23 protein-coding genes are annotated in these 23,998 nt (G+C 59.5%); 8 read left to right on the forward strand and 15 right to left on the reverse strand.

The genetic code is table 11. The features are described from left to right. Window positions 1-114: 114 nt before the first annotated feature. The 8 genes from ACYZTW_RS25250 to ACYZTW_RS25285 form a co-directional block, all read right to left on the reverse strand. On the reverse strand, window positions 115-1,686 hold the full coding sequence (locus ACYZTW_RS25250; RefSeq protein ID WP_462002254.1) for a flagellar hook-associated protein 3: 1,572 nt from the start codon (window positions 1,684-1,686) through the stop codon (window positions 115-117). A 13-nt stretch (window positions 1,687-1,699) separates the two neighbouring features. Further along, on the reverse strand, window positions 1,700-3,760 hold the full coding sequence (gene flgK, locus ACYZTW_RS25255; RefSeq protein WP_462002255.1) for a flagellar hook-associated protein FlgK: 2,061 nt from the start codon (window positions 3,758-3,760) through the stop codon (window positions 1,700-1,702). Window positions 3,761-3,783: 23 nt separating this feature from the next. Next, on the reverse strand, window positions 3,784-5,082 hold the full coding sequence (flgJ, locus tag ACYZTW_RS25260; RefSeq protein ID WP_462002256.1) for a flagellar assembly peptidoglycan hydrolase FlgJ: 1,299 nt from the start codon (window positions 5,080-5,082) through the stop codon (window positions 3,784-3,786). 11 nt (window positions 5,083-5,093) lie between these two features. Further along, a complete protein-coding gene (locus ACYZTW_RS25265; RefSeq protein ID WP_462005838.1) occupies window positions 5,094-6,182 on the reverse strand; it encodes a flagellar basal body P-ring protein FlgI in 1,089 nt (362 codons plus the stop codon). A gap of 27 nt (window positions 6,183-6,209) precedes the next feature. Beyond that, window positions 6,210-6,905 carry a flagellar basal body L-ring protein FlgH gene (gene flgH, locus ACYZTW_RS25270; protein WP_462002257.1) on the reverse strand — a complete coding sequence of 232 codons (696 nt, stop codon included), beginning with the start codon at window positions 6,903-6,905 and terminating at the stop codon, window positions 6,210-6,212. Window positions 6,906-6,957: 52 nt separating this feature from the next. Beyond that, a complete protein-coding gene (flgG, locus tag ACYZTW_RS25275) occupies window positions 6,958-7,743 on the reverse strand; it encodes a flagellar basal-body rod protein FlgG (protein WP_056742138.1) in 786 nt (261 codons plus the stop codon). 45 nt (window positions 7,744-7,788) lie between these two features. Beyond that, complete coding sequence (locus tag ACYZTW_RS25280; RefSeq protein ID WP_415765206.1) at window positions 7,789-8,529, reverse strand: flagellar basal body rod protein FlgF; 741 nt, start codon at window positions 8,527-8,529, stop codon at window positions 7,789-7,791. A gap of 365 nt (window positions 8,530-8,894) precedes the next feature. Beyond that, window positions 8,895-10,460 (reverse strand): sigma-54-dependent transcriptional regulator, encoded by a 1,566-nt coding sequence (locus ACYZTW_RS25285; protein WP_282479852.1) that lies wholly within the window; start codon window positions 10,458-10,460, stop codon window positions 8,895-8,897. 511 nt (window positions 10,461-10,971) lie between these two features. On the opposite strand from ACYZTW_RS25285, the gene phhA reads away from it, so the two are divergent. The 6 genes from phhA (at window position 10,972) to ACYZTW_RS25315 (ending at window position 15,416) form a co-directional block, all read left to right on the forward strand. Then, window positions 10,972-11,757 carry a phenylalanine 4-monooxygenase gene (gene phhA / locus ACYZTW_RS25290; RefSeq protein ID WP_462002258.1) on the forward strand — a complete coding sequence of 262 codons (786 nt, stop codon included), beginning with the start codon at window positions 10,972-10,974 and terminating at the stop codon, window positions 11,755-11,757. Between the two features lie 105 nt (window positions 11,758-11,862). Then, entirely contained in the window at window positions 11,863-12,219 is a 357-nt protein-coding gene (locus tag ACYZTW_RS25295) for a 4a-hydroxytetrahydrobiopterin dehydratase (RefSeq protein WP_008030478.1), read from the forward strand. Next, on the forward strand, window positions 12,219-13,412 hold the full coding sequence (locus ACYZTW_RS25300) for an amino acid aminotransferase (RefSeq protein WP_462002259.1): 1,194 nt from the start codon (window positions 12,219-12,221) through the stop codon (window positions 13,410-13,412). Before ACYZTW_RS25295 ends, ACYZTW_RS25300 begins: the two co-directional genes overlap by 1 nt. Before the next feature lie 277 nt (window positions 13,413-13,689). Next, entirely contained in the window at window positions 13,690-13,821 is a 132-nt protein-coding gene (locus ACYZTW_RS25305) for a hypothetical protein (protein WP_008156098.1), read from the forward strand. Window positions 13,822-13,898: 77 nt separating this feature from the next. Further along, window positions 13,899-14,096, forward strand: a complete 198-nt coding sequence (locus ACYZTW_RS25310) for a hypothetical protein (RefSeq protein ID WP_462002260.1) — start codon at window positions 13,899-13,901, stop codon at window positions 14,094-14,096. A gap of 105 nt (window positions 14,097-14,201) precedes the next feature. Continuing rightward, the gene (locus ACYZTW_RS25315) at window positions 14,202-15,416 is read left to right on the forward strand and encodes an MFS transporter (protein ID WP_462002261.1); all 1,215 of its coding nucleotides are present in this window, start codon (window positions 14,202-14,204) and stop codon (window positions 15,414-15,416) included. Here ACYZTW_RS25315 and arfB read toward each other — a convergent pair. Both arfB and ACYZTW_RS25325 read right to left on the reverse strand, forming a co-directional pair. Then, a complete protein-coding gene (gene arfB / locus ACYZTW_RS25320) occupies window positions 15,413-15,826 on the reverse strand; it encodes an alternative ribosome rescue aminoacyl-tRNA hydrolase ArfB (protein ID WP_008010994.1) in 414 nt (137 codons plus the stop codon). The two genes, ACYZTW_RS25315 and arfB, sit on opposite strands and share 4 nt — an antisense overlap. 228 nt (window positions 15,827-16,054) lie before the next feature. Further along, window positions 16,055-17,470 carry an amino acid permease gene (locus tag ACYZTW_RS25325; RefSeq protein WP_462002262.1) on the reverse strand — a complete coding sequence of 472 codons (1,416 nt, stop codon included), beginning with the start codon at window positions 17,468-17,470 and terminating at the stop codon, window positions 16,055-16,057. A gap of 928 nt (window positions 17,471-18,398) precedes the next feature. Between ACYZTW_RS25325 and ACYZTW_RS25330 the strand changes: the two genes are divergently transcribed. After that, window positions 18,399-18,536: a hypothetical protein gene (locus ACYZTW_RS25330; protein ID WP_462002263.1), complete on the forward strand. Its 138-nt coding sequence runs from the start codon at window positions 18,399-18,401 to the stop codon at window positions 18,534-18,536. Between the two features lie 69 nt (window positions 18,537-18,605). After that, window positions 18,606-19,571, forward strand: coding sequence for a M29 family metallopeptidase (locus tag ACYZTW_RS25335; RefSeq protein WP_462002264.1), 966 nt, complete (start codon window positions 18,606-18,608; stop codon window positions 19,569-19,571). 200 nt (window positions 19,572-19,771) lie between these two features. Here the strand turns inward: ACYZTW_RS25335 and rluB are convergent, their stop codons facing one another. The 5 genes from rluB to ACYZTW_RS25360 all read right to left on the reverse strand — a co-directional run bounded on the left by rluB (window position 19,772) and on the right by ACYZTW_RS25360 (window position 23,986). Next, window positions 19,772-21,040: a 23S rRNA pseudouridine(2605) synthase RluB gene (gene rluB, locus ACYZTW_RS25340; RefSeq protein WP_462002265.1), complete on the reverse strand. Its 1,269-nt coding sequence runs from the start codon at window positions 21,038-21,040 to the stop codon at window positions 19,772-19,774. Window positions 21,041-21,195: 155 nt separating this feature from the next. Beyond that, window positions 21,196-21,387, reverse strand: a complete 192-nt coding sequence (locus tag ACYZTW_RS25345; protein ID WP_462002266.1) for a DUF1289 domain-containing protein — start codon at window positions 21,385-21,387, stop codon at window positions 21,196-21,198. A 143-nt stretch (window positions 21,388-21,530) separates the two neighbouring features. Next, a complete protein-coding gene (gene scpB / locus ACYZTW_RS25350) occupies window positions 21,531-22,523 on the reverse strand; it encodes an SMC-Scp complex subunit ScpB (RefSeq protein WP_462002267.1) in 993 nt (330 codons plus the stop codon). Between the two features lie 11 nt (window positions 22,524-22,534). Then, on the reverse strand, window positions 22,535-23,356 hold the full coding sequence (locus tag ACYZTW_RS25355) for a segregation and condensation protein A (protein ID WP_462002268.1): 822 nt from the start codon (window positions 23,354-23,356) through the stop codon (window positions 22,535-22,537). Then, window positions 23,357-23,986, reverse strand: a complete 630-nt coding sequence (locus ACYZTW_RS25360; protein WP_090473963.1) for an L-threonylcarbamoyladenylate synthase — start codon at window positions 23,984-23,986, stop codon at window positions 23,357-23,359. Window positions 23,987-23,998: the final 12 nt, after the last annotated feature.

Raw genomic sequence — 23,998 nt, forward strand, 5'->3', positions numbered from 1 at the left:
GGCAGAGCTCTCAAGTGGTGGCCGCCCACCCGGCCGGATGAGCGCCTCAAACCGCTGAAAAAAGACGATGGATATTCGGCGGTTTACGGCCGTGCGCTGACGCGCAAGGCCCCGTTAGATTTTGTTGAACAGACCCAGCTGAGTGATTTTGCTGAACGCCAGTTGCGAAGCCTGCAACATCGTCTGCTGCAAGGTCAAACGCGTCATCACCTCGGCCGGATCGGAATCGCGAATCGACGACTGGGTCTGTGTGTTGGCTGTGGACAGGCTCTGGTTGATCGCGGCCTGGGTATCCAGCGCCGAACCACGTCCACCCACCGAACTCAAGGCGCTGGACAACTGATCGTTGCCACTGGCCAGGTTGGCGATACCCGAAGAGACTGCGGCTAGCTGCTGCTGAATCAAGATAGGGTTGTTGTTGGTAGGCGTGTTCAATGCGCTCTTCAACTGGCTCACGGTATCCAGAATGTTCTGGGTTTCGTGAGTATTGACGGCAACACTGAACTGATCGTTGGCACTGGGTCCCGGTGGCCCGCTCAGGGTGAAACTCACACCCGATGCGGTAGCCACGCTGCCGACCATGGTCCCGCTAGACACCGGCTTGCTGCTGGCGGTCAAAGGCGCCGCGTACAGGTCAAAGGCAGTGGCGCTGGTGAACTTCAGGACTGCCGAACCAGACGGAAAGCTGGCGTGGTAACTCGCCGGGTTGCTGATGCTGGTCGAAGTGACCTGCGTCGTGGACGGGTTGCCCGGGCTGCGAGTCGCCGTGAAGGTGTCGGGCTTGGCGGCCAGGGTAAAACTGTGGCCAGGCAGCACGGCAGCGGCACTATCACCCGCTTGCAAATTGATGTTCAGATTCAGTTCGACACCCCGGAAACTGACACCCTGAGATGCGGCAGTACTCGGATCGAAAACGCCACCCTGAGTGGCTTCGGCGGTGACATCAGTACCGCCCGAGTCAGTGATTTTCAGCTGGGTGCCGCTGACGAAACTCACGGTGTACGGCTCGCCGCTGCGGAATTTGCTGTTGTAAGTAACGTTCGAAGACACTTGACCATTGGACAGTGTCACGCGGCCGTCATCCACGGCCGGGGCGGTCATGGTGACTTGGCTGCGGCTGGTATTGATCGCCTTCTGGAACACGTCCCAACCGGTGCTGTTGGTGGCCATCGACATGGTGTCGCCAACCGGCAGATCGAGGGTCACCTGGTCACCGTTGTAGCTGTAGGTGCCGTCGTTGTTGCGCGAGAACGGCACAGTATCGCCCTTGGATCCGGAGAAAATGTACGTGCCATTCTCATCCTTGGAGTTCATCAGGCTTAGCAGCTGATCTTCGATCTGGCCTAGCTCCGACGCGTTGGCCTGACGGTCGGCGTCGGTGTAATTACTGTTACCGACACCAATGGCCAATTCCCGGGCGCGCTGCAGCACGCTGTTGATGCTGGTCATCACCGACTCGGTCTGACCCAGGGTCGCCTTGATCGTGTTGGTATTGGCGTTGTACTGATCGATCATCGAAGCCTGCTGACCCAGTTGCAGCAAACGCGACGCACCGACCGGATCATCGGCAGCGGTGTTGACGCGAACCAGGCTGCTCGCCTCTTCGCTAGTCTTGACTGCGTTGGCGAAGTTCTTCTGATAGTTCGCCGCAGTGGACTCGTAAAACTGGCCGGTGGAAATGCGCATGGGCTACGACTCCTTAAAGACTGTTGATCAGTGTGCTGAAGATTTCCTGCGCAGCCTTGATGATCTGCGAAGAGGCGGTGTAGTACTGCTGATACTTGACCAGGTTGCCGGTTTCCTCATCGAGATCAACGCCCGACACCGAGTCGCGCGCGCCCTTGGCGTTCGCCAGGATGGCGGCGGTCGCGGCACTGTCGAGCTTGCCCTGGGCCGCTTTGGAGCCAACGCCCTCGACCAGTTTGCCGTAGGCGTCGCTCAGGGAAACGCCACTGTTGGTGGCGCTGGTGTCCACGGTCTGCTTGGTCTGCAAGCCGGCCAACGCCGTACCGTTACGGTTGTCCAGGGTGCCCGCCTGAGCGAGCGTGATGTTGATCGCTGCCGCCGTGCCCGGAGAGCCCGCGATGGTCATGTCGAACGCTGCGGTACGCTGCACGGCAGGCGGACCCGGGTCCATGATCGCTGCGCCGCTGGCATCGACCAGTGGGATTTTCAGACTCAGGGTATTGTTTTGGTTCGGCACGATGCTGCCGCTACTGAGCACGTTACCTTTGGCATCGAGCATCTGATAAGTCTGGGTCGAACCGCCGGAAGCACCGAACACGACTTTGACTGGCGTCGAGTTCTTCAGACCGTCCTGAATGGCCTGGGTGGTGACCGGATCGTAGATATCGAACTGTGTGGTCAGGGTCGGTTGACCGCTGGACGAGATGGTCAGCGTTCCGCTGTCGCCCGGGACGATGGCCGCACTCAATGGCGCCGCGATGGCCAGACGCTTGGAGTCGGTCATCTCGGTCTTGATGTTCGTCGCAGCGTTGCGCGTCGGGGTGATTCTGAACGTATCACCCTGGGCTGCAGTGCCCCCACTGAGCGTCATCGAGAAACCATCGATCACCGGCGGCGGTGTAGTCAGCGTGCTGAAGCTGCCCATGGCGGTGTTGTCCGGCAGGCGCTGAACGGTGTAGTCGGTGGGAGTGGTGAACGTCACCTTGTAATCATTGATGGTCAGCTTGCCCGTGTCCTCGATGCTCACATCGAAGTTGCCCGAGCCAACGCTGTTGCCGGTGGAGGCAACGCTGCGCTGAGACATTTGTGCAGCGCTGTTGACGCTGTTGAACAGGTTCGAACCGAAATCACCGTTCTTGTCGATGCCCTGGGACTGGAGGCTGTTCATCTGATCGGCGACGACCAGAGCCACACGACCCAGCTCGTTCAAGGCCGGATCCAGCACGGTGCTGCGATAACGCAGCAGGCCACCGATCTCGCCGCCGGTCATGATCGAGGTGATATCGATCGTGCTTGAACCACGATTGAGTTGCAGCGATAAACGTCCCGGATCGTCTTTGCCCGGGACCACTTCAAGCTTGTTGACCGTATTGCCCATCACCAGCGGCTGGCCGCTGCCCAGATAGATGTCGATGTTGCCATCGCGTTCGACCGTCTGCGCTCCGGTTAAGGTAGAGAGCTGGCGAACCGTTTCGTTACGGGAATCAAGCAGGTCGTTCGGCGAGCCGCCGGAACTGGAGATTTCGGAGATCTTCTGGTTCAACTGTGCGACGGTAGTGGCCAGTTTGTTGACCTGATCGGCCATGTTCGTGAGGTTGCCGTTGATGCTCGCGTTCTGCGAGTTCAACTGACTGGACATCGAGTTGAACCGGTTGCTCAAGGCCTGGGCATCGCTGAGCAGTAACTGGCGGGAAGCATCGTCACCCGGTTTGGCGTTGACGTTCTGCACCGAAGCAAAAAACTTGGTCAGGGCGCCGTTCAGGCCGGTGTCGCTGTCCGAGAGCAAGGTATCGAGTGGGGTGACCTGGCCCAGGTAGGCAGACGAATCGCTGTCGAGCGAGGTGCTGGTCTGCAATTGTGCATCGAGGTAGCTGTTGTACACCCGACGAACATCGGCCAGGGTCGTGCCGGTGCCGATGAAGACATTGCCGAACTGCTGCGAAGCCTTGGTGCCCTGCACGGTCTGCTGACGCGAATAACCCGCGGTATCGACGTTGGCGATGTTGTTACCCGTAGTCATCAACGACGATTGGCTGGATGACAGCCCCGACATCCCGATATTGAGCAAACTCATGGTTCAGACCTTATACCTTGTGCCTATAAAGGCGTGGTGGAAACGCCCGCCGCAGCGTAGTTCTGGTAACTCGTCATCTGCTTGGCTATCTGCGAAATCTTGCTCGCGTAGTCCGGGTCGGTTGCGTAACCGGCCTTTTGCAACTCGCGTACAAACTGTTCTGGGTTATCGGCCGACTTCACAACATCTTGATAGCGATTATTGGTTTGCAGCAACGTCACAAGGTCGTGGAAGCCGTCCTTGTACGAGTCATAGGAACGGAACTCAGCCGTCTCCTTGACCATCTCGCCATTCCTGAATTCGCTGGTGATTGCCCGCGCCGATTCGCCCTTCCAACTGCTGCTGGCCTTGATGCCGAACAGGTTGTGACTACTGCTGCCATCCTGGGCGCGCATGACTGATTTGCCCCAACCGGTTTCCAGGGCAGCCTGCGCCACCAGGTAACGCGGATCGACGCCAATGCGTTCGGCGGCCTCTTTGGCCATCGGCAGCATGGTGTTGACGAATTCGTCGGCGGAACTGAACGCTTTCTTCGCCGGTGCCAGCGGTATTTGCGCCATGGCACGGCCATAAATTTGCAGGCGCCCGCTGGAGGTCGTGTCCGTTTGCGAGGCCAGCCAATCGCCGTTGTACAGGGGGCCGGAACCGGTCTTGGTACTCGGCAGTACCTGGATTTTGTTCAGCGCCACCGTGGCGGTCGCCGCAGGAGTCGATGCCGACGGCACCAGCCCTGCGAGCAAGCGGTCGGCCAGTTTCGGCGGCAGCGCCAGACGTCGCTGATTGATCAGCGCCATATCATTGCGATGAGCGCCCTCGCCCGCACTGGCCGACGACTTCACCGAGCGCGAAGCCCACAACGGACGCTCGCCATTGAGGCGCGACAACGGCCCGTGGGTGGCGACCGTACCGGCGGCAATCGGCGTTTCCACGGCCGCTTTCGCGGCCGCTTGCTTGGCGGCTGACGCGGCAGCGGCCTCGCCCGGCGCCAGCGCTTTGTTCTTCGACATCTGACGCATCAACACGTCCGCCAGACCAATACCACCGCCCTCACGGGACATGGAAACGGCCAACTGCTGGTCGTACATTTCCTGGTATTGCTTGGCTGCCGGCGTGTTGAGCGGATTGTCCTGGCCCAGCGTTTCAGTGGCCGAGCGCATGGACTTGAGCATTTCACCGAGGAACAGCGACTCGAATTCCTGCGCAACCTTGCGCATGTTGCCGTCACTGTCCTTGTCGCCGACCTTGAGCTGGTTCAGGCGATTGAGGTCCGAATAGGAACCCGAGTCGCTGCTGCTGACCAGACCGCTCTTGCGCATATCCATGGTCGCCGTCCTCAGATCACGATCAGGTCGGCTTGCAACGCGCCGGCCTGCTTCAGCGCTTCGAGGATGGCCATCAAGTCACCCGGTGCCGCGCCGACCTGGTTCACCGCACGCACGATTTCGTCGAGGGTGGTGCCCGGGCCGAACTTGAACATCGGCTTGGCTTCTTGCTGGGCGTTGACCCGCGAGCGCGGCACGACGGCCGTCTGACCATTGGACAGAGGGCCGGGCTGGCTGACGATCGGGTCTTCGGTGATGGTCACGGTCAGGCTGCCGTGGGTCACGGCAGCCGGGGAAACCTTGACGTTCTGGCCGATCACGATGGTGCCGGTACGGGAGTTGATGATGACTTTCGCCACCGCCTGACCCGGGTCGACTTCAAGGTTCTCGATGATCGACAAATAGTCAACGCGCTGACTCGGATCGAGCGGCGCGCTGACACGAATCGAACCGCCGTCGATAGCCTGGGCAACGCCAGGGCCGAGCATGCTGTTGATCTTGTCGACGATGCGCTTGGCCGTGGTGAAGTCCGAACGGTTGAGGTTCAGGGTCAGGCTGTTGCCCTGGTTGAAACCGCTCGGCACCGAACGCTCAACCGACGCACCGCCCGGGATACGACCGGCCGACGGAACGTTGACGGTGATCTTCGAACCATCACGACCTTCAGCATCAAAACCGCCGACCACCAGATTGCCTTGGGCGACCGCATAGACGTTGCCGTCGATACCCTTGAGCGGCGTCAGCAGCAAAGTGCCGCCGCGCAGGCTCTTGGAGTTACCGATGGACGAGACGGTGATGTCGACTTGCTGACCGGGTTTGGCGAACGCTGGCAAATCAGCACTGATCGACACTGCCGCGACGTTCTTCAACTGTACGTTGCCCGAACCCGGCGGCACCTTGATGCCGAACTGCGAGAGCATGTTGTTGAAGGTCTGCAGGGTGAACGGCGTCTGCGTCGTCTGGTCACCGGTGCCATTAAGCCCGACCACCAGGCCGTAGCCGATCAATTGGTTGGAACGCACGCCGGAAATACTGGCGATGTCCTTCAGCCGCTCGGCTTGAGCACCAAAGGCTACGGACATCAGGCACGCAGCCACCATCAGGTGTTTAAGATTCAACGTAGCCACCTAGAAAGGGAACAGCGGGCTGAGGAAGAAACGGTCGAACCAGCCTGGCTGACTCGCATCGGCAAACGAACCGGTGCCCGAATAGGTGATGCGTGCATCGGCGATACGGGTCGACGAAACGGTGTTGTCCGTTGCGATATCGTCAGCGCGAACGAGCCCGGCAATCCGCACCAGCTCGTCACCGGTATTGAGGGTCATCCACTTCTCGCCGCGCACGGCGATGATGCCGTTGGGCAACACGTCGGCGACGGTCACGGTGATCGAACCGGTCAGGCTGTTGCCCTGCCCGGCCTTGCTGTCACCCTTGGTCGCGCGGTCGCCGCTGTAGCTGGCATCCAGACTCAGGTCGCCGCTGCCGAGCGGGTTATTCGTGCTGGGCGTACTGCCGAACAATGAGGACAGGCCAATGCTGGTCTTGCTGGTCTTGCCGACCTGGGAATTGGCGTTTTTGCTGGCCTGGGTCTTCTCGTTCAAGGTGATGGTGATGATGTCACCGACCCGGAACGCCTTGCGGTCGCTGTACAGGTTCTGTTCGAAACCGGCCTGGTAGATCGAGCCGTTATTGGCCGCAGCCGGCAGCGGCGTGCGCGGTAACACCGGGGCGTAGTAAGGGTCATTGGGCTTGGGCGTCGGACCGACGCAGCCCGAAAGCGCGGCGATCCCACTCAGTGCCAGAACAGATACATAGCGATTCATGACCCTACCTCACGGTGTTGCAGGCGACCTGATGGCCGCCTCATAGACTTGATTACAGATTCTGCGTTACGAACGAGAGCATCTGGTCGGCGGTGGAGATCACCTTGGAGTTCATCTCGTAAGCGCGCTGAGTGGTGATCATGTTGACCATCTCTTCAACGGTGCTGACGTTCGAGGTTTCCAAGGTGTTCTGCAGCGTGGTGCCGAAACCGGCCAGGCCCGGGGTGCCGACTTGCGGCGCGCCGCTGGCAGCGGTTTCCAGGAACAGGTTGTTGCCCACGGCTTGCAGGCCGGCCGGGTTGATGAAGTCGGCGGTTTGCAGGTTGCCGATCACCTGGGATGCCGGGTTACCGGCAACGGTGATGGACACGGTGCCGTCGCGACCGACCGTGAAGGTCTGGGCATCGTTCGGGATGACAATGGCCGGTTCCAGGGCGAAGCCGCTGGCGTTCACGATCTGACCGTTGGAGTCCAGGTGGAACGTACCGTCACGGGTGTAGGACGTCGTGCCGTCCGGCTGCAGAATCTGGAAGAAACCGCGACCGTCGATGGCCATGTCCAACGGCTGCTCGGTGGTTTGCAGGCTACCGGCGGTGAAGTTTTTCTGGGTGCCGACGATGCGCACACCGGTACCCAATTGCAGACCCGACGGCAGTTCACTGTCCTGGGTCGACTGGGCGCCTGGCTGGCGTTTGATCTGGTAGAGCAAGTCCTGGAACTCGGCGCGGTCACGTTTGAAACCCGTGGTCGACACGTTGGCCAGGTTGTTGGAAATGGTCGTCAGGTTGGTGTCCTGGGCGGACAGACCTGTTTTGGCAACCCATAGAGCCGGAAGCATTCGATTCTCCTCGTGCGCCTGTTTTACGGCGCGACGTTCTGATAATTAGCTGATCTGCAAGACCCGAGCCATGGCCTGGTCATCGTCTTTGGCGGTGTTCATCATCTTGATGTGCAGCTCGAACTGCTTGGCCAGCGCCAGCACCGAAGTCATTTCTTCCACGGCATTGACGTTGCTCGACTCAAGGAAACCAGACACCAGTTTGACGCCAGCATCGGCTTGCGCCGGCTTGCCGTCCTTGGTGTGGATCGAACCGTCCAGGCCTTTGGTCATGTTCTTGAAGTCAGGGTTAACCAGTTTGATGCGGTCGACTTCTGCCATCACGCGCGGACCTTCGCCCATCGCACGAATGCTGATGGTGCCGTCCTCGCCCACTTCGATTTGCTGCTCGGGCGGCACGGCAATCGGCCCACCATTACCCATCACCGGCATACCGTTGCCGGCCCGCAGCACGCCCAGGGCATCGACGTTCAGGCTGCCGGTGCGCACGTAGCTTTCGCCGCCGTCAGGGTTCTGCACGGCGATCCAGCCATTGCCTTGCACCGCGACATCGAGGTCACGACCGGTTTCCACCAATGCGCCAGGGGAGAAATCAGTGGCCGGACGTTCGGACAGGGCAAACGCACGCGCCGGAAAGCTGTCACCGAACACCGGCATCGAACGCGCCTGCTCCAGGTCTTTCTGGAAGCCGTTGGTGGAGATGTTCGCCAGGTTGTTGGCATGAGCCTTCTGCGCCAGTGCATTCTGGCTGGCGCCGGTCATTGCCACATAAAGGTACTTGTCCACGCTCTTTCCTCTGCATGCCGGACGTTTGCCGCCCACTGCTGTACTGCTGAGCCATAAGCAATTTGCAGACCAACTTTTTTCTGGCGGCGCAGGGCCCGGCAAACAAAGGACTTGAGGGGGTCAGGCGGGAAACGGGGATTGTGTCAAAGACGAAAAACCGGCGGTGTTATGCCGCTTACGGCAAGTGCCGACCTCTTCAGCTCAACACCGTCCTTGTAGCAGCTGCCGAGCCTGCGAGGCTGCGTTCGGCTGCGAAGCAGTCGTAAACCCGGTATGCACGGTTTTACTGATACACCGCGGTGGAGGTTTTACGACTGCTTCGCAGCCGAACGCAGCCTCGCAGGCTCGGCAGCTGCTACAGGGGTTTAGGCGCTGCCGGGTTCTTTGCCGACTTCATACTCACGCAGTTTGTTGGCAATGGTTGTATGCGAAACCCCCAATCGCTTGCCCAGCTGGCGACTGCTTGGATGTTCGGAATACAGGCGTTCCAATACCGCCTTCTCGAAGCGCCCGACAATCTCGTCCAATCCGCCCTCGAGCGAGAAATCGCCAAGCGGCTGACGCACGCCGTAGTCCGGCAGGCGAATATGTTCGGCCTTGACGGTCCCGCCCTCGCACAAGGAAACCGCCTGGAACAACACGTTTTCCAACTGCCGAACATTGCCCGGCCAGTGGTAATGACTGAGCCGTTCCATCGCCGCTGGCGCCAGTTTCGGCAGCGGGCAACCGATCTGCCGACTGGCCTGATCGAGGAAGTGCTCCACCAGCGGCGTCAAACCATCAAGGCATTCGCGAAGTGGCGGGATGTGCAGCGAAAGCACGTTCAAGCGGTGATACAAATCCTGGCGGAACTCACCGCGCGCGCACAATTCGGACAGGTCAACCTGAGTCGCGCAGATCACCCGCACATCCAGATAAACCTCTTCATCGCTGCCCACACGACGGAAGCAACCGTCCTGCAGGAAGCGCAGTAATTTCACCTGCAAGCGCGGGCTCATTTCCCCGACGCCATCGAGAAACAGCGTACCGCCCGCCGTCAGTTCCAGCAGCCCGAGCTTGCCTTCGGCCCGCGCCCCTTCGAAAGCGCCGGGGCCGTAGCCGAACAGCTCCGTCTCAGCCATGGATTCCGGCAGGCCGGCGCAGTTGAGCGCCATCAACGGTGACTGCCCCCGCGGACTCGCCAGGTGGCAGGCTCGCGCCAACAACTCTTTACCAGTGCCGGTTTCGCCTTCTATTAATAGCGGCGCATCCAGCGGCGCCATGCGCCTTGCTTCGCGCACCACCGCGGCCATCACCTTCGAGCTTTGGAAAATGCTGTCGAAGCCTCGCAGCTCCTGCTTGCGCACGTTATAGATGCGTTCACCGACCCGGTCGGCGCGGTGTAGCGTGAGTACCGCACCGGCCATGGCTTCGCTGTCGTCATGCTCCGATTGCAGTGGCGCGATGTCGGCGAGAAACACGTCACCCTTGACCTTCACCCGCAAGCCGTTGATCCGCGACTTGTTGGCGCGCACCAGTTCCGGCAAGTCGAAATCCTCGGCGTAACGCGACAGCGGAATCCCCGGCACCTCATCCACGCGCACCCCGAGCAACTGCGCCGCTGCGCGGTTGGCGGCAACGATCGAGCCGCCCATGTCGATCGACAACACCGGAAACTCCAGGGCGCCGAGCAACGCATTGAGCTCCATGTGCCGACGTTCGCTGGGCATCAGCCCTACGCGCTTGACGCCAAAAACCCCGGCAATCGATTCGAATTTCGGACGCAATGCCTGAAACTGAATGTTGATCAGGTTCGGGCAATGCAGGTAGATCGCATTGCCATGCTCGCCGCCGACCTCGCCGCGAGCGACGTTGATCCCGTACTCCACCAGCAAGTTGAGAATGTCGCGCAGGATGCCGATGCGGTTCTGGCAGTGGACTTTGATACGCATATAAAGGCCTGAAAAGCGGTGAATGAGTTGGATGCCTGAGGTGCAACCTGTGGGAGCGAGCCTTTGTGGCGAGGGGATTTATCCCCGTTCGGCTGCGAAGCAGTCGTAAACCATTGTATGCGGTGTACCTGACACACCGCGGTTTTCGATTTCGGGGCCGCTTCCCAGCCCAACGGGGCGGTGCGACGTTTCGCTAAATCCCCTCGCCACAAAGGCTCGCTCCCACAAAGTTTTGCAGCGTTCAAAGTCAGGTCGACTTCGCCCTCGATCGTACTTTTCTGTCAAGGGGCTCAGATAGTCGTCAAGATTATGTGACACCTGCACGCCATTTCAAACCCGGAAATCCCAATCCCTGCGCCATAGCGGCCGATCCGTAACGAATACTTTACAAAAAACGATGATTTTTCCTACACGCAGCGCGACTCACATGCTGCAACGCCGCATTTCTTGAGGTATTTCTAGGTCCATAGCAGGACATAACAAGAACGAAATCCCCTAGCAGGAGAGCAGCATGAAGCAGACGCAATACGTGGCTCGCGAGCCCGATGCGCAAGGTTTTATTGACTACCCCGCCGAAGAACACGCGGTGTGGAACACGCTGATCACTCGCCAACTGAAAGTGATCGAAGGTCGTGCGTGCCAGGAATACCTGGACGGTATCGAAAAACTCGGTCTGCCCCACGACCGCATTCCGCAACTCGGTGAGATCAACAAGGTCCTCGGTGAAACCACCGGGTGGCAGGTTGCCCGGGTACCCGCACTGATCCCCTTCCAGACCTTTTTCGAATTGCTCGCCAACAAGCAGTTCCCGGTGGCGACGTTTATTCGTACCCGCGAAGAGCTGGATTACCTGCAAGAGCCGGACATTTTCCACGAGATTTTTGGCCACTGCCCGCTGCTGACCAACCCCTGGTTCGCCGAATTCACCCACACCTACGGAAAACTTGGCCTACAGGCTTCCAAGGAAGAACGCGTGTACCTCGCGCGTCTGTACTGGATGACCATCGAGTTCGGTCTGGTCGATACGCCAGAAGGCCAGCGCATCTACGGCGGCGGCATTCTCTCCTCGCCGAAAGAAACCGTTTACTGCCTGTCGGACGAACCTGAGCATCAGGCCTTCGATCCGCTGGAATGCATGCGCACACCGTACCGCATCGACATCCTGCAACCGCTGTACTTTGTCCTGCCGAACCTCAAGCGCCTGTTCGATCTCGCCCACGAAGACATCATGGGCATGGTCAAGCAAGGCATGCGGCTGGGCCTGCACACACCAAAATTTCCGCCAAAGGCCGCGTGATCCGCGCCTTTTGGCATCAGGTGAGTCTGTTACGGACCCACGCTTTGGTTTAGCGTGGTCCCACTGGCGACCGTTTCCCCAAACACTCGATTTCAGGAACCCATCATGTCCACATTGAACCAAGCCCATTGCGAAGCCTGCCGCGCCGATGCACCACAAGTCAGCGACGAAGAGCTGCCGGTACTGATCAAGCAGATTCCTGACTGGAACATTGAAGTGCGCGACAGCGTGATGCAGCTGGAAAAAGTTTTCCTGTTCAAGAACTTCAAGCACGCACTGGCGTTCACCAACGCCGTCGGTGAAATCTCCGAGGCTGAAGGCCACCACCCAGGCCTGCTGACCGAGTGGGGCAAAGTCACCGTGACCTGGTGGAGCCACTCCATCAAAGGTCTGCATCGCAACGATTTCATCATGGCCGCGCGCACTGACGAAGTGGCCAAGGACGCCGAGGGCCGCAAATAATGCATTTCGACGCCATAGGTCGAGTACCCGGCGACCCGATTCTCGGCCTGATGGAGGCCTATGCGCAGGACCCCAACCCGCGCAAATTCGACCTCGGCGTGGGCGTCTATAAAGATGCCCAGGGCCTGACACCGATTCCCCAGTCCGTGAAGCTCGCCGAGCAACGCCTGGTGGATCGTCAGACCACCAAAACCTACATCGGCGGTCACGGCGAGCCGGCGTTTGGCAAGGCCATCAACGAGCTTGTGCTCGGTGCCGACTCCGCGTTAATCGCCGAACAACGGGCCGGTGCGACGCAAACGCCGGGCGGCACCGGCGCGCTGCGCTTGAGCGCGGACTTCATCGCCCAGTGTTTGCCGGGCCGTGGCGTGTGGCTGAGCAACCCGACCTGGCCGATCCACGAAACCATTTTCGCGGCAGCCGGGGTCAAGGTCAGTCACTACCCGTACGTCGGCAGCGATAACCGCCTCGACGTCGAAGCGATGCTTGCAGTACTCAATGAAGCGCCAAAGGGCGATGTGGTGCTGCTGCACGCCTGCTGCCACAACCCGACCGGTTTCGATTTGTCCCATGACGATTGGCGCCGGGTGCTGGAGGTAGTCCGCAATCGCGACTTGCTGCCGCTGATTGACTTTGCCTACCAGGGCTTCGGCGATGGCCTGGAACAGGACGCCTGGTCGACCCGGTTGTTCGCTGCCGCGTTACCGGAAGTGCTGATCACCAGTTCCTGCTCGAAGAACTTCGGCCTGTACCGCGACCGCACCGGCGCGCTGATTGTCTGCGCGAAAACCGCTGACAAGCTGGTGGATATCCGCAGCCAGCTGGCCAACATCGCCCGCAACCTGTGGTCGACACCGCCGGATCACGGCGCTGCTGTGGTAGCGACCATCCTCGCTGATCCAGAGCTGAAAAGCCTCTGGGCGGACGAAGTGGAAGCCATGCGTTTGCGTATCGCCCAACTGCGCAGCGGTTTGGTTGAAGCGCTTGAACCTCATGGTTTGCGCGAGCGGTTTGCGCACATCGGCGTGCAGCGCGGGATGTTTTCCTACACCGGTTTGACGCCGAATCAGGTCAAACAGCTGCGTGATCATCACAGCGTTTACATGGTCAACTCAGGCCGGGCCAACGTGGCCGGGATTGATGCAACGCGTCTGGACCTGCTGGCCGAGGCAATCGCCGAAGTTTGCAAATAACCATCAAACACTGCCAATCCCTTGTGGGAGCGAGCCTGCTCGCGAAAGCGTTTCTTCAGTCGCATTGATGTCGAATGTGCCGACGTTTTCGCGAGCAGGCTCGCTCCCACATTGTTTTTGTGTTGTTTCCTCTTCCAGACCTGTCTAGACAACCCCATCCGTCGCAACAATTGGATATAAAAGTCTATTTGTCATTTCTCCTGCTGTATCCTTCCCAGGCTTTTTTTAAAAGCGCGGATCTACCAGATCTATCAACAGACTTTGCGAGGAGCGCGATATGCACGAGATCCCTAATCTCCCCTTCCCAAGCCTGCACGAAACTGAGCAGACGCCCACGCAACAAGCCGGTGCCCAACAGCCCGAGCCGAAAGAAGCCACTGAACGCCGCAAGGCCGACAGCGAAGACTGATTCACCTGCAATGCCAGACCGTGTGGAAAGCGCTAACATGCGCTTTCCACACCGCCTGAACCCTTGAGCCCCGCACCATGACCGACGACTTCAGCCCTACTTTTGACGAAGCTCAGCAAGCCAGCGTCTTGATCGGTACCACCGAGAAGATGATCGAGATCTGGAATCGCCTGTCCCCCGAGAAACAAGCCGCGCTGCTCGCCCGTTTCGGCAGCGAAGAAAACGCCCTGGCCGCCCTGGTCACCACGCACCTGGTCGCTCCCGCCAAACCCTGATTCATCCCCATCCGGCAAATAGTTTTACTTTTTCCACGACCCGCAGCCGCTCGCGCCGCTATCATAAGCAGCCTATCTATCCTGCTTCCCCGTGGATCTTTACCCATGTCTGAAAACCAGCGCCCCCTGGCGGTCACGCTGCAAGTCGTTTCCATCGTCCTGTTCACCTTCATCGGCTATCTGAATATCGGCATTCCCCTGGCCGTGTTGCCGGGCTACGTCCACAGCGATCTGGGCTTCGGCGCGGTAATCGCCGGCCTGGTGATCAGCGTGCAATACCTGGCCACCCTGCTCAGCCGTCCGTATGCCGGGAAAATCATCGACAACAAGGGCAGCAAACTCGCCGTGATGTACGGCCTCGCCGGCTGCGGCTTGAGCGGAGTGTTCATGCTGATTTCGGCCTGGACCCAAAGCCTGCCGACCTTGAGCCTGATCAGCCTGTTGATCGGCCGCCTGGTGCTCGGCAGCGCGGAAAGCCTGGTGGGTTCCGGCTCGATCGGCTGGGGCATCGGACGGGTCGGCGCGGCGAACACCGCCAAAGTCATCTCCTGGAATGGCATCGCCAGTTACGGCGCACTGGCCGTCGGCGCACCGCTGGGCGTGCTGCTGGTTAATCAGTTGGGCTTGTGGAGCATGGGCGTGAGCATCGTGCTACTGGCCGTCCTCGGCCTGGTGCTGGCCTGGCCAAAAACCGCCGCGCCGATCGTTGTCGGTGAACGCTTGCCGTTCATGCATGTGCTGGGGCGAGTGCTGCCACATGGGTGCGGTCTGGCGCTGGGCTCGATCGGCTTCGGCACCATCGCCACCTTCATCACCCTCTATTACGCCACGCAACACTGGGACAACGCGGTGCTGTGCCTGAGCCTGTTCGGTACCAGTTTCATTGGTGCGCGGCTGCTGTTCGGCAACCTGATCAACCGCCTCGGCGGCTTTCGCGTGGCGATTGCCTGCCTGTCGGTGGAAATACTGGGGCTGTTGCTACTATGGCTGGCGCCGGATGCTCATTGGGCACTGGCCGGCGCGGCGCTGAGCGGGTTCGGTTTCTCACTGGTGTTTCCAGCGCTGGGCGTGGAAGCGGTCAACCTGGTGCCGGCCTCCAGTCGTGGCGCGGCAGTCGGGGCTTATTCGCTGTTCATCGATTTGTCGCTGGGGATAACCGGGCCGGTGGCGGGTGCGGTTGCGGCAGGCTTTGGCTTTGCCTCGATCTTCCTGTTTGCCGCCCTTGCCGCCCTGAGCGGTTTGGCACTGAGTGTTTACTTGTACCGGCAGGCGCCGAAGCACCTCAATGAAAAGTACCGCGAAGAAAGACAAGCGCGCTAGAAATCGACCTTGCCCCGTCCAGCCTTGATGCTGCCACGCTTGGTCTTGGATTCGAGCCGACGCTTCTTCGAACCGAGGGTCGGCTTGGTCGGACGACGTTTCTTTTCGACCTTGGTGGCACTGAGGATCAACTCGGTCAGCCGCTCCAGCGCATCCGCGCGATTGGCTTCCTGCGTGCGGTATTGCTGGGCCTTGATGATCAACACCCCTTCGCTGGTGATGCGACTGTCACGCAGCGCTAGCAGCCGTTCCTTGTAGAACTCGGGCAAGGACGAGGCCGGAATGTCGAAACGCAGGTGCACGGCACTGGAGACCTTGTTGACGTTCTGCCCACCGGCGCCTTGGGCGCGGATGGCGGTCAACTCGATCTCGGCATCCGGCAGATGCACGTTGTTGGAAATCACCAGCATGGAAAATGGGGTCCGCATTTGGGGTTCATCAGGATACCCGAATAGCCTGAAGGTAGATGCGGACCAATGTGGGAGCGAGCCTGCTCGCGAAAGCGATGTACCAGTCGACATCAACATCACCTGACACACCGCTTTCGCGAGCAGGCTCGCTCCCACAGGGGTTTTGCATGAACCCTGAAAACAACAAACCCGGCACATGGCCGGGTTTGTTGTTTCTGCAGGCTGCGCTTACTTCGCGTTTGCCGCGTGCAACGCGTGCTGGGCGCTGCGCTTGTTCTTGATGCCGTAGCAAACCCACATGAACGCGACCCACACCGGAATCGCATACACCGAGATCTGGATGCCCGGAATCAGCAGCATTACGCCCAGAATGAACACCACGAACGCCAGGCAGATGTAGTTCCCGTACGGGTACCACAGGGCCTTGAACAGCGGCGTCTGTTTGGTCTTGTTCATGTGCTGGCGGAACTTGAAGTGCGAGAAGCTGATCATCGCCCAGTTGATCACCAGGGTGGCAACCACCAGCGACATCAACAGTTCCAGTGCGTTTTGCGGGATCAGGTAGTTCAGCAACACGGCAATCAACGTCACCGCCGCCGAGGCCAGGATCGAACGCACCGGCACGCCGCGCTTGTCGATCTTCGACAAGGCTTTCGGCGCATCGCCCTGCTCGGCCATGCCCAGCAGCATGCGGCTGTTGCAGTAGGTGCCGCTGTTGTACACAGACAGTGCCGCGGTCAGGACCACGAAGTTGAGGATGTGCGCAGCGGTGTTACTGCCGAGCATTGAGAACACTTGCACAAACGGGCTGCCACTGTAGGAATCACCCGACGCATTCAGGGTCGCCAACAGGCTGTCCCATGGCGTCAGCGAAAGCAGGATAACCAACGCACCGATGTAGAAAATCAGGATCCGGTAGATCACCTGGTTGATGGCTTTCGGGATCACGGTTTTCGGCTTGTCCGCTTCTGCTGCGGTGAAACCGAGCATTTCCAGGCCGCCAAAGGAGAACATGATGATCGCCATGGCCATCACCAGGCCGCTGACGCCGTTCGGGAAGAAGCCGCCGTGGGACCACAGGTTGCTGACTGAGGCTTGCGGGCCGCCGTTGCCACTGACCAGCAAATAGCTGCCCAGCGCAATCATGCCGACGATGGCGACGACCTTGATGATCGCGAACCAGAACTCGGCCTCACCAAAGACTTTGACGTTGGCCAGGTTGATCAAGTTGATCAGCACGAAGAAGCCGGCGGCCGAGACCCAGGTCGGGATGTCTGGCGCCCAGTAGTGGATGTATTTGCCGACCGCGGTCAGCTCCGACATGCCCACCAGAATGTACAGAATCCAGCAGTTCCAGCCCGACAGGAAGCCGGCGAAACCGCCCCAGTATTTATGGGCGAAGTGGCTGAAGGAACCGGCGACCGGCTCTTCGACGATCATTTCACCGAGCTGGCGCATGATCATGAAAGCAATGAAGCCGCAGATGGCGTAGCCGAGGATCATCGACGGGCCGGCGGATTTCAGTACGCCGGCCGAGCCGAGGAACAGCCCGGTACCGATCGCGCCACCGAGGGCGATCAGTTGAATATGGCGATTTTTCAGGCCGCGTTTCAGCTCGCCTGAATGCGAGTTTTGTCCACTCATGAAAAGGGTCTCACGCAAGGTTTGATGATGTTCGTTAGACGTTGCTGCTCGGTTGCGATTTCAAGCAGCGCCGATCAAACCCCAGCGAAGGCAAAAGGACAGCGTTTTTACAACGGTCATGCGTCACCTGTTTGTTTTTATCTGTGACGAAATCGAACCCGACACGCTTGTGGCGCGGCGGAGTGAACAAGGCGGATAGCCTTGAGGTTTGCGCAGATGCGCAGGAGGTCACAGTTAAAACGCGGCGCATTGTACACCTGTAACCCCCTGCTGCCAGACACCGCTGGATTAGCGTGTCGTTTGCCGGGATTGCCTGTGTCCGCCTCGAGGGTCTCGAGCGGCTGCAAAAATAGAGTCAGACCTTTGCGGGTCATCGACGGGAGCGACGGAAAAATCGCCCCACGGGGAGAGATGGAGATGAGTCACGGCGTACATTGCGCCTCCTTCTTGTTATGCACCTGCACGACAGGCATGGGGCGCATCTCACCCTTCAACCGCGTCTGAAACAAGCAGGCCAGAGCCCTGCGACGCCATTGGCGGGTCTGGTTTCGGCAGGTTTTCCTTACACCCCTTCCGTATGCGTCAATCCAAGGGCTTTGCGACGTGATTTCGTCAGCATTTCTTTACATGGCGTAACGAAAATCTTCCGAATCAGATCAGAACGCAGGACGACTGCAAATTGACGATAGGAAGCTTCCTAAGGAAAAGGTCGAGTTAGTTTTTTGTTTTTTATTAACAAATTGTCTAATCAAAAACAGAATAAAAAGTTTAAACAAATCTTATTTAATTATTTTTTTGCAATTTAAAAACCTCTGAACTAGGTTTTCAGCGACTTGCCGAGACGCATCGACCGGCAAGTTGGCGGGTTATTCAATGACTGAAAAACGCGCCGCTGCACTTACCGAAAAAGTCATCTAGGAGATTCACAATGCAAGCACTTGAAAAAGACTTGGACACTGAACTGCAACTGGACGATTGGTTTGAAGCACCGACCCATGAAGCCGCCGTTGAAATGATGCAAGCCGACGCAATTGTTCCGTTCGGCACGGCGATGTGGCCTTTGTAAGATGTCCCTGCAGGCACGATCCGGCCGGTTGTGCCTGCCACTTTTTCTCGGTTTGTCAGGGAGGACTACATGGATAAGCAACGCGCCATTTCGCATTTCCTTTACTACCTCGAACATCACCCTGCCCTTGCCGGCATCAACCCGGCGAAGGTCTTGCTCGGCCATACGGCTGATTACCAGGCACTGACGGGCGCCATCGCCGAACAGACCGGTGACAGCCCACGGTTCAGTTTCAACGCGATGCGTCTGGATCTGGAACCCACGGAATTGCTGGCCCGGGCGATTGCCGACAGCGATCTGTACATTTTCTTCTACGACTCTTCCACCCTGCCCAACCCACGCCCCGACGGCCCGGAATTTGTCCGCGCGCTGCAAGGCGTCATGGCCGAGAACTGGAAGAAGTCGCTGCTGTTCAAGGATTACGGCGATTACTTCTACGACACGTTCAGTGTCACCCCGCAGCGCATTGCCGGGTTGAACAGCCACTTGATCCAGCGCATGTCCCACGCCACCACGTTAAGTTTCAAAGATGATCACGGCTCGTGGTTCGAAACACCGTTGAGCAGTATCAAGAAGTGGACCAACATCAACGGTGTCGGCAACTTCGATCTGGCGCCTGGTGAAATTGCCACGCACAGCGAAGCCATTAACGGCCGGGTCAAGTTCATGGGGACTTTTCTCAGCACGATTCCGTTTGCCCGCAAATACGGGGTGCTGGAGTCGCCGCTAGAGTTATGGATCGAGAACTCGACCATCAGCAAAATCGCCACGGAGGTACCGGGGCTGGAACATGACTTCAACAAGTACCTGGAGGCCAATCCATCCAATCGGCGGATTGAGGAGTTGGGGATCGGCACCAACGAAGGCGTGAAGACGTTATATGCGCGCAATGCCGGGTTCGAGGAGCGTCATTGTGGCCTGCACCTCGGATTGGGCGGTGGCGCGAAGGGTAGCCATCATCTGGATTTGATCTTCTCCAGCGGCGTGTTGGCGCTGGATGATGAGCCGGTGTTTGATGGGCGGTTTGTGTTCTAGCCCGGCTTGCGTGGTGATGCGGCTGACGCCTTCGCGAGCAGGCTCGCTCCCACAGTGGAACGAGTTGTTTCATGGGAATGCGATCAAATGTGGGAGCGAGCCTGCTCGCGAAAGGGCCCGCACATTCATCACATCACTTAAGCCAGACTCAAAAAAAACGCCAACCCGAAGGTTGGCGTTTTTTATGGAGCGCTTACCGATTACTCAGGCTTGCGACGACCGAAGCCCGGGCGCTGGCCCGAACCGGCTGGCGCACCGCGGCGTTTGCCCGATGGCGCGTCCTTGTCGACCAGAACGATGCCCGGGCGTTTCTTCGGCGCTGGCTTGGCCGGGCGCTTGGTGTCTGAAGGACGGTCTGCGACGGGCGTACCGCGACCGGCTGGAGCACCGCGATCGCTACGACCACCGCTTGGCGCACCGCGGCCTTCGCCACGTTCAGTGCGACCGTTCGCCGGACGCGGAGTGCGTGGACCGCGCTCGCCATCAGCACGAGGCGCCGCTGGCTTGCGGGACGGACGTTCGCCTTCGATCTGTGGCTCACGCGGTGCGCGTGGACCAGCAGCCGGAGCACCCGCCGCTGGACGCAGCGTGCGTACGCGCTCGGTCTTGCCGACCGGACGGGACGATTTACGCTGCATACGCTCAAGCTTGTCTTTGCTCTTGGCGTTCATCTGCGGCATGGCCACCGGGGTCAGGCCGACTTCAGCACTCAGAATGTCGACTTCGTACTGGCTCATTTCGCGCCAGCGACCCATCGGCAGGTCGGAGTTGAGGAACACCGGGCCGAAACGCACGCGCTTCAGACGGCTGACCACCAGCCCTTGGGATTCCCACAGACGACGGACTTCGCGGTTGCGACCTTCCATCACCACGCAGTGGTACCAGTGGTTGAAACCTTCACCACCTGGCGCCTGCTTGATGTCGGTGAACTTGGCCGGGCCGTCTTCGAGGACGACGCCGGCTTTCAGACGCTCGATCATCTCGTCATCGACTTCGCCACGGACACGTACCGCGTATTCACGGTCCATCTCATAGGAAGGGTGCATCAGGCGGTTAGCCAGCTCACCGTCGGTGGTGAACATCAGCAGACCGGTGGTGTTGATGTCCAGACGACCGATGTTGATCCAGCGACCTTCTTTCGGGCGCGGCATCTTGTCGAACACGGTCGGACGGCCTTCAGGGTCGTCACGGGTGCAGATTTCACCGTCGGGTTTGTTGTACATGATCACGCGGCGTACCGACTCGGCGGCTTCTTCGCGCTTGATCACCTTGCCATCGATGGTGATGGCGTCATGCAGGTCGACGCGCAGGCCAAGGGTGGCGTCTTTGCCATTGACCTTGATGCGGCCGTGACTGATCCAGGCTTCTACGTCACGGCGCGAGCCGACGCCGATACGGGCGAGGACTTTCTGCAGTTTTTCGCCTGCTGGGCCGATTTCCTGGTCGTCTTTCTGGTCGTTGATACTCATCTGGGCACCTCCCGGTGTGGTCTGTTCAGGCAGCTCTGAAGTGAGGGTCCTGAAGAGTTGAAAGCTGGTACTCCGGCGAAGGGATCGCCGGAGGGTCGCGAATCATACGCTCATGGGAGCGTTCGCGCATCAGAGACTAGCTGAGGAATGGCGAGTTACTTGTTTTTCCGCCGACCGGTGGCGCCGAGTTTGATCAATCGCAGCGAGGCTTCGGCGAGGACTGTGCGCTTGTCGACCTTGTCGAGTTTCTTCCAGGCCTTGATCTCGCGTTTGCTGCGGCCGCAGCCGAGGCAGATGTCGTCGGTGAACTTACAGACGCTGATGCAGGGGTTTTTGGTAGAACTCATCACCATCTCCAGGAAACACAAAACACTGTGGGAGCGAGCCTGCTCGCGAAGAGGGAGTGTCAGTCGACATCATCTTGGCTGACACGCCGCCTTCGCGAGCAGGCTCGCTCCCACAGGGGATCCCCATTGCTCAGAGAATGGGGTCAGTCGTCGAATTCGCGGCGTTCGGCCTCGATCGCTTCGGCGAGGGCTTGGGCTTCGGCTTCTTCGTCGGTCAACTCGGGGTCGGGCTTGTGTTGTTCAAGGGCGGCGACGGCGGCCAGGAGTTTCTCGCGAGCTTCGGCAACGCCAAGAACATCATCTTCCTGCTCTTCTTCGACTGTGTCTTCGGGCTCGATCTGAAGTTCAACTTCGATTTCAGGCTCAGGCTCAGGCTCAGGCTCGGGCTGATTCAGACCTTCTTCAGCCTCAGTCACAGCTTCATCGCGCAACAAATCATCGAAGTCGGTCTTGAGCCCCTCCTCCATGGTGTCCAGCTCCAGCAACAACGTGTGGAAACTGGTTTCCTCCTTCGGCTCTTCCGGCTCGGCGCTGGCGTCGGCCAACTCTTGCAACCCGGCAGGCACCGGCGCGTCGTCGAAATCGAGCACCGGATCAGGCTCAAGCTCGCGCAGCTCGGCCAGCGGCGGCAAATCGTCGAGGTTTTTCAGGTTGAAGTGATCGAGAAAAGCCTTGGTGGTGGCGAACATCGCCGGCTTACCGGGCACGTCACGGTAACCGACGATGCGGATCCACTCGCGCTCCAGCAAGGTTTTGACGATCTGACTGTTGACCGCCACGCCCCGCACGTCTTCGATCTCGCCCCGGGTGATCGGCTGGCGATAGGCGATCAGCGCAATGGTTTCGAGCATGGCACGGGAATAGCGCTGCGGTCGCTCTTCCCACAAACGTCCTACCCACGGCGAAAACTTTTCGCGGATCTGCAAGCGATACCCGGAGGCCACTTCCTTCAGCTCAAAGGCGCGGCCGTCGCAGGACTTGGCGAGAATCGTCAGGGCTTTCTTGAAGACCGGCGGCTCCGGCCGCTCGCCCTCTTCGAAGAGTTCGAACAGGCGTTCAAGCGATTGCGGTTTTCCCGAGGCCAACAGAAAGGCTTCAAGCAGTGGCGCCAGCTCGCGGGGTTCAGTCAGGTTCATGATTCAACTCGTTATTCGGCTCGGGCCCGCACGTGGATGGCTGCGAACGGCTCATTCTGCACCAGCTCGACCAAGGATTCCTTGACCAGTTCGAGAATCGCCATAAAGGTTACCACCACCCCCAGACGTCCTTCTTCAGCGGTGAACAGCTCGACAAAGGGCACGAAACCGCCGCCCTTCAGGCGCTCCAGCACATCGCTCATGCGTTCGCGCGTGGACAACGCCTCGCGGCTGACCTGGTGGCTTTCGAACATGTCACCACGGCGCAGGACCTCGGCCATGGACAACAGCAGCTCTGACAAGCGCACATCCGGCAACAGCTTGCGCGCCCGGGCCTCCGGCGCATCCAGCTTGGGCACCACCACGTCACGACCGACCCGGCTCAGACCATCAATGCCTTCAGCGGCAGCCTTGAAGCGTTCGTACTCTTGCAATCGGCGGATCAGTTCAGCGCGAGGGTCGTCTTCTTCGGCCTCGATCGTTTCGGCACGCGGCAGCAGCATCCGCGATTTGATCTCGGCCAGCATCGCGGCCATGACCAGGTACTCGGCGGCCAGTTCCAGACGCACCGATTGCATCAACTCGACATAGCCCATGTACTGCCGGGTGATTTCCGCCACCGGGATATCGAGGATGTTGATGTTCTGTTTGCGGATCAGGTACAGCAGCAGGTCCAGGGGGCCTTCGAAGGCTTCGAGAAAGACCTCAAGCGCGTCCGGCGGAATGTAGAGATCCAGCGGCATTTCCATGACCGCCTGGCCATAGACCATCGCGAAGGGCAGCTCTTGCTGGGCTCCGGCCTGACTGTCGACAACGGGTTCTACTGCAGACATCTACGCCTCGGCCATGAACGGCGTCGGGTCGCCGCAACCGACGCGGATCACTTCCGGCTCGCCGTCGGCGAGGTTGATCACGGTGGACGCCTTGATCCCGCCGAAACCGCCGTCGATGATCAGGTCGACCTGATGCTCGAGCAACTGGCGCATTTCGTACGGGTCGGTCAGCGGGTCAGTATCACCCGGCATGATCAGGGTCACGCTCATCAGCGGTTCGCCGAGTTCCTCCAGCAGCGCCAAGGCAATCGGATGGCTCGGCACGCGCAGGCCGATGGTACGTTTTTTCGGATGCAACAACAGCCTCGGGACTTCGCGGGTGGCGTTGAGAATGAAGGTGTAAGGCCCCGGCAGATGAGCTTTAAGCAGGCGGAAGGTGCCGGTATCGATCTTGGCAAACAGCCCCAGTTGCGACAGGTCGCTGCAAATCAGCGCGAAGTTGTGCTTTTCGTCCAGCTGTCTCAACCGGCGCACGCGCTCCACGGCATTCTTGTCGCCGATCTGGCAACCAATTGCGTAGGACGAGTCTGTGGGATAAATCACCACCCCGCCGCTGCGGATGATCTCGACAGCCTGTTTAATCAGGCGCGCTTGCGGGTTTTCCGGATGAATCTGGAAAAATTGACTCACATTCTCTACCTG

This window comes from Pseudomonas sp. LB3P25 (assembly GCF_054897985.1).

What these genes read in the sequence shown, in the direction of transcription:
- ACYZTW_RS25250 (WP_462002254.1), bottom strand. Translation starts at nt 1,686, where the DNA reads ATGCGCATTTCCACCGGCCAGTTTTACGAGTCCACTGCGGCGAACTAT.
- flgK (WP_462002255.1), bottom strand. Translation starts at nt 3,760, where the DNA reads ATGAGTTTGCTCAATATCGGGATGTCGGGGCTGTCATCCAGCCAATCG.
- flgJ (WP_462002256.1), bottom strand. Translation starts at nt 5,082, where the DNA reads ATGGATATGCGCAAGAGCGGTCTGGTCAGCAGCAGCGACTCGGGTTCC.
- ACYZTW_RS25265 (WP_462005838.1), bottom strand. Translation starts at nt 6,182, where the DNA reads ATGGTGGCTGCGTGCCTGATGTCCGTAGCCTTTGGTGCTCAAGCCGAG.
- flgH (WP_462002257.1), bottom strand. Translation starts at nt 6,905, where the DNA reads ATGAATCGCTATGTATCTGTTCTGGCACTGAGTGGGATCGCCGCGCTT.
- flgG (WP_056742138.1), bottom strand. Translation starts at nt 7,743, where the DNA reads ATGCTTCCGGCTCTATGGGTTGCCAAAACAGGTCTGTCCGCCCAGGAC.
- ACYZTW_RS25285 (WP_282479852.1), bottom strand. Translation starts at nt 10,460, where the DNA reads ATGCGTATCAAAGTCCACTGCCAGAACCGCATCGGCATCCTGCGCGAC.
- phhA (WP_462002258.1), top strand. Translation starts at nt 10,972, where the DNA reads ATGAAGCAGACGCAATACGTGGCTCGCGAGCCCGATGCGCAAGGTTTT.
- ACYZTW_RS25295 (WP_008030478.1), top strand. Translation starts at nt 11,863, where the DNA reads ATGTCCACATTGAACCAAGCCCATTGCGAAGCCTGCCGCGCCGATGCA.
- ACYZTW_RS25300 (WP_462002259.1), top strand. Translation starts at nt 12,219, where the DNA reads ATGCATTTCGACGCCATAGGTCGAGTACCCGGCGACCCGATTCTCGGC.
- ACYZTW_RS25305 (WP_008156098.1), top strand. Translation starts at nt 13,690, where the DNA reads ATGCACGAGATCCCTAATCTCCCCTTCCCAAGCCTGCACGAAACTGAG.
- ACYZTW_RS25310 (WP_462002260.1), top strand. Translation starts at nt 13,899, where the DNA reads ATGACCGACGACTTCAGCCCTACTTTTGACGAAGCTCAGCAAGCCAGC.
- ACYZTW_RS25315 (WP_462002261.1), top strand. Translation starts at nt 14,202, where the DNA reads ATGTCTGAAAACCAGCGCCCCCTGGCGGTCACGCTGCAAGTCGTTTCC.
- arfB (WP_008010994.1), bottom strand. Translation starts at nt 15,826, where the DNA reads ATGCTGGTGATTTCCAACAACGTGCATCTGCCGGATGCCGAGATCGAG.
- ACYZTW_RS25325 (WP_462002262.1), bottom strand. Translation starts at nt 17,470, where the DNA reads ATGAGTGGACAAAACTCGCATTCAGGCGAGCTGAAACGCGGCCTGAAA.
- ACYZTW_RS25330 (WP_462002263.1), top strand. Translation starts at nt 18,399, where the DNA reads ATGCAAGCACTTGAAAAAGACTTGGACACTGAACTGCAACTGGACGAT.
- ACYZTW_RS25335 (WP_462002264.1), top strand. Translation starts at nt 18,606, where the DNA reads ATGGATAAGCAACGCGCCATTTCGCATTTCCTTTACTACCTCGAACAT.
- rluB (WP_462002265.1), bottom strand. Translation starts at nt 21,040, where the DNA reads ATGAGTATCAACGACCAGAAAGACGACCAGGAAATCGGCCCAGCAGGC.
- ACYZTW_RS25345 (WP_462002266.1), bottom strand. Translation starts at nt 21,387, where the DNA reads ATGAGTTCTACCAAAAACCCCTGCATCAGCGTCTGTAAGTTCACCGAC.
- scpB (WP_462002267.1), bottom strand. Translation starts at nt 22,523, where the DNA reads ATGAACCTGACTGAACCCCGCGAGCTGGCGCCACTGCTTGAAGCCTTT.
- ACYZTW_RS25355 (WP_462002268.1), bottom strand. Translation starts at nt 23,356, where the DNA reads ATGTCTGCAGTAGAACCCGTTGTCGACAGTCAGGCCGGAGCCCAGCAA.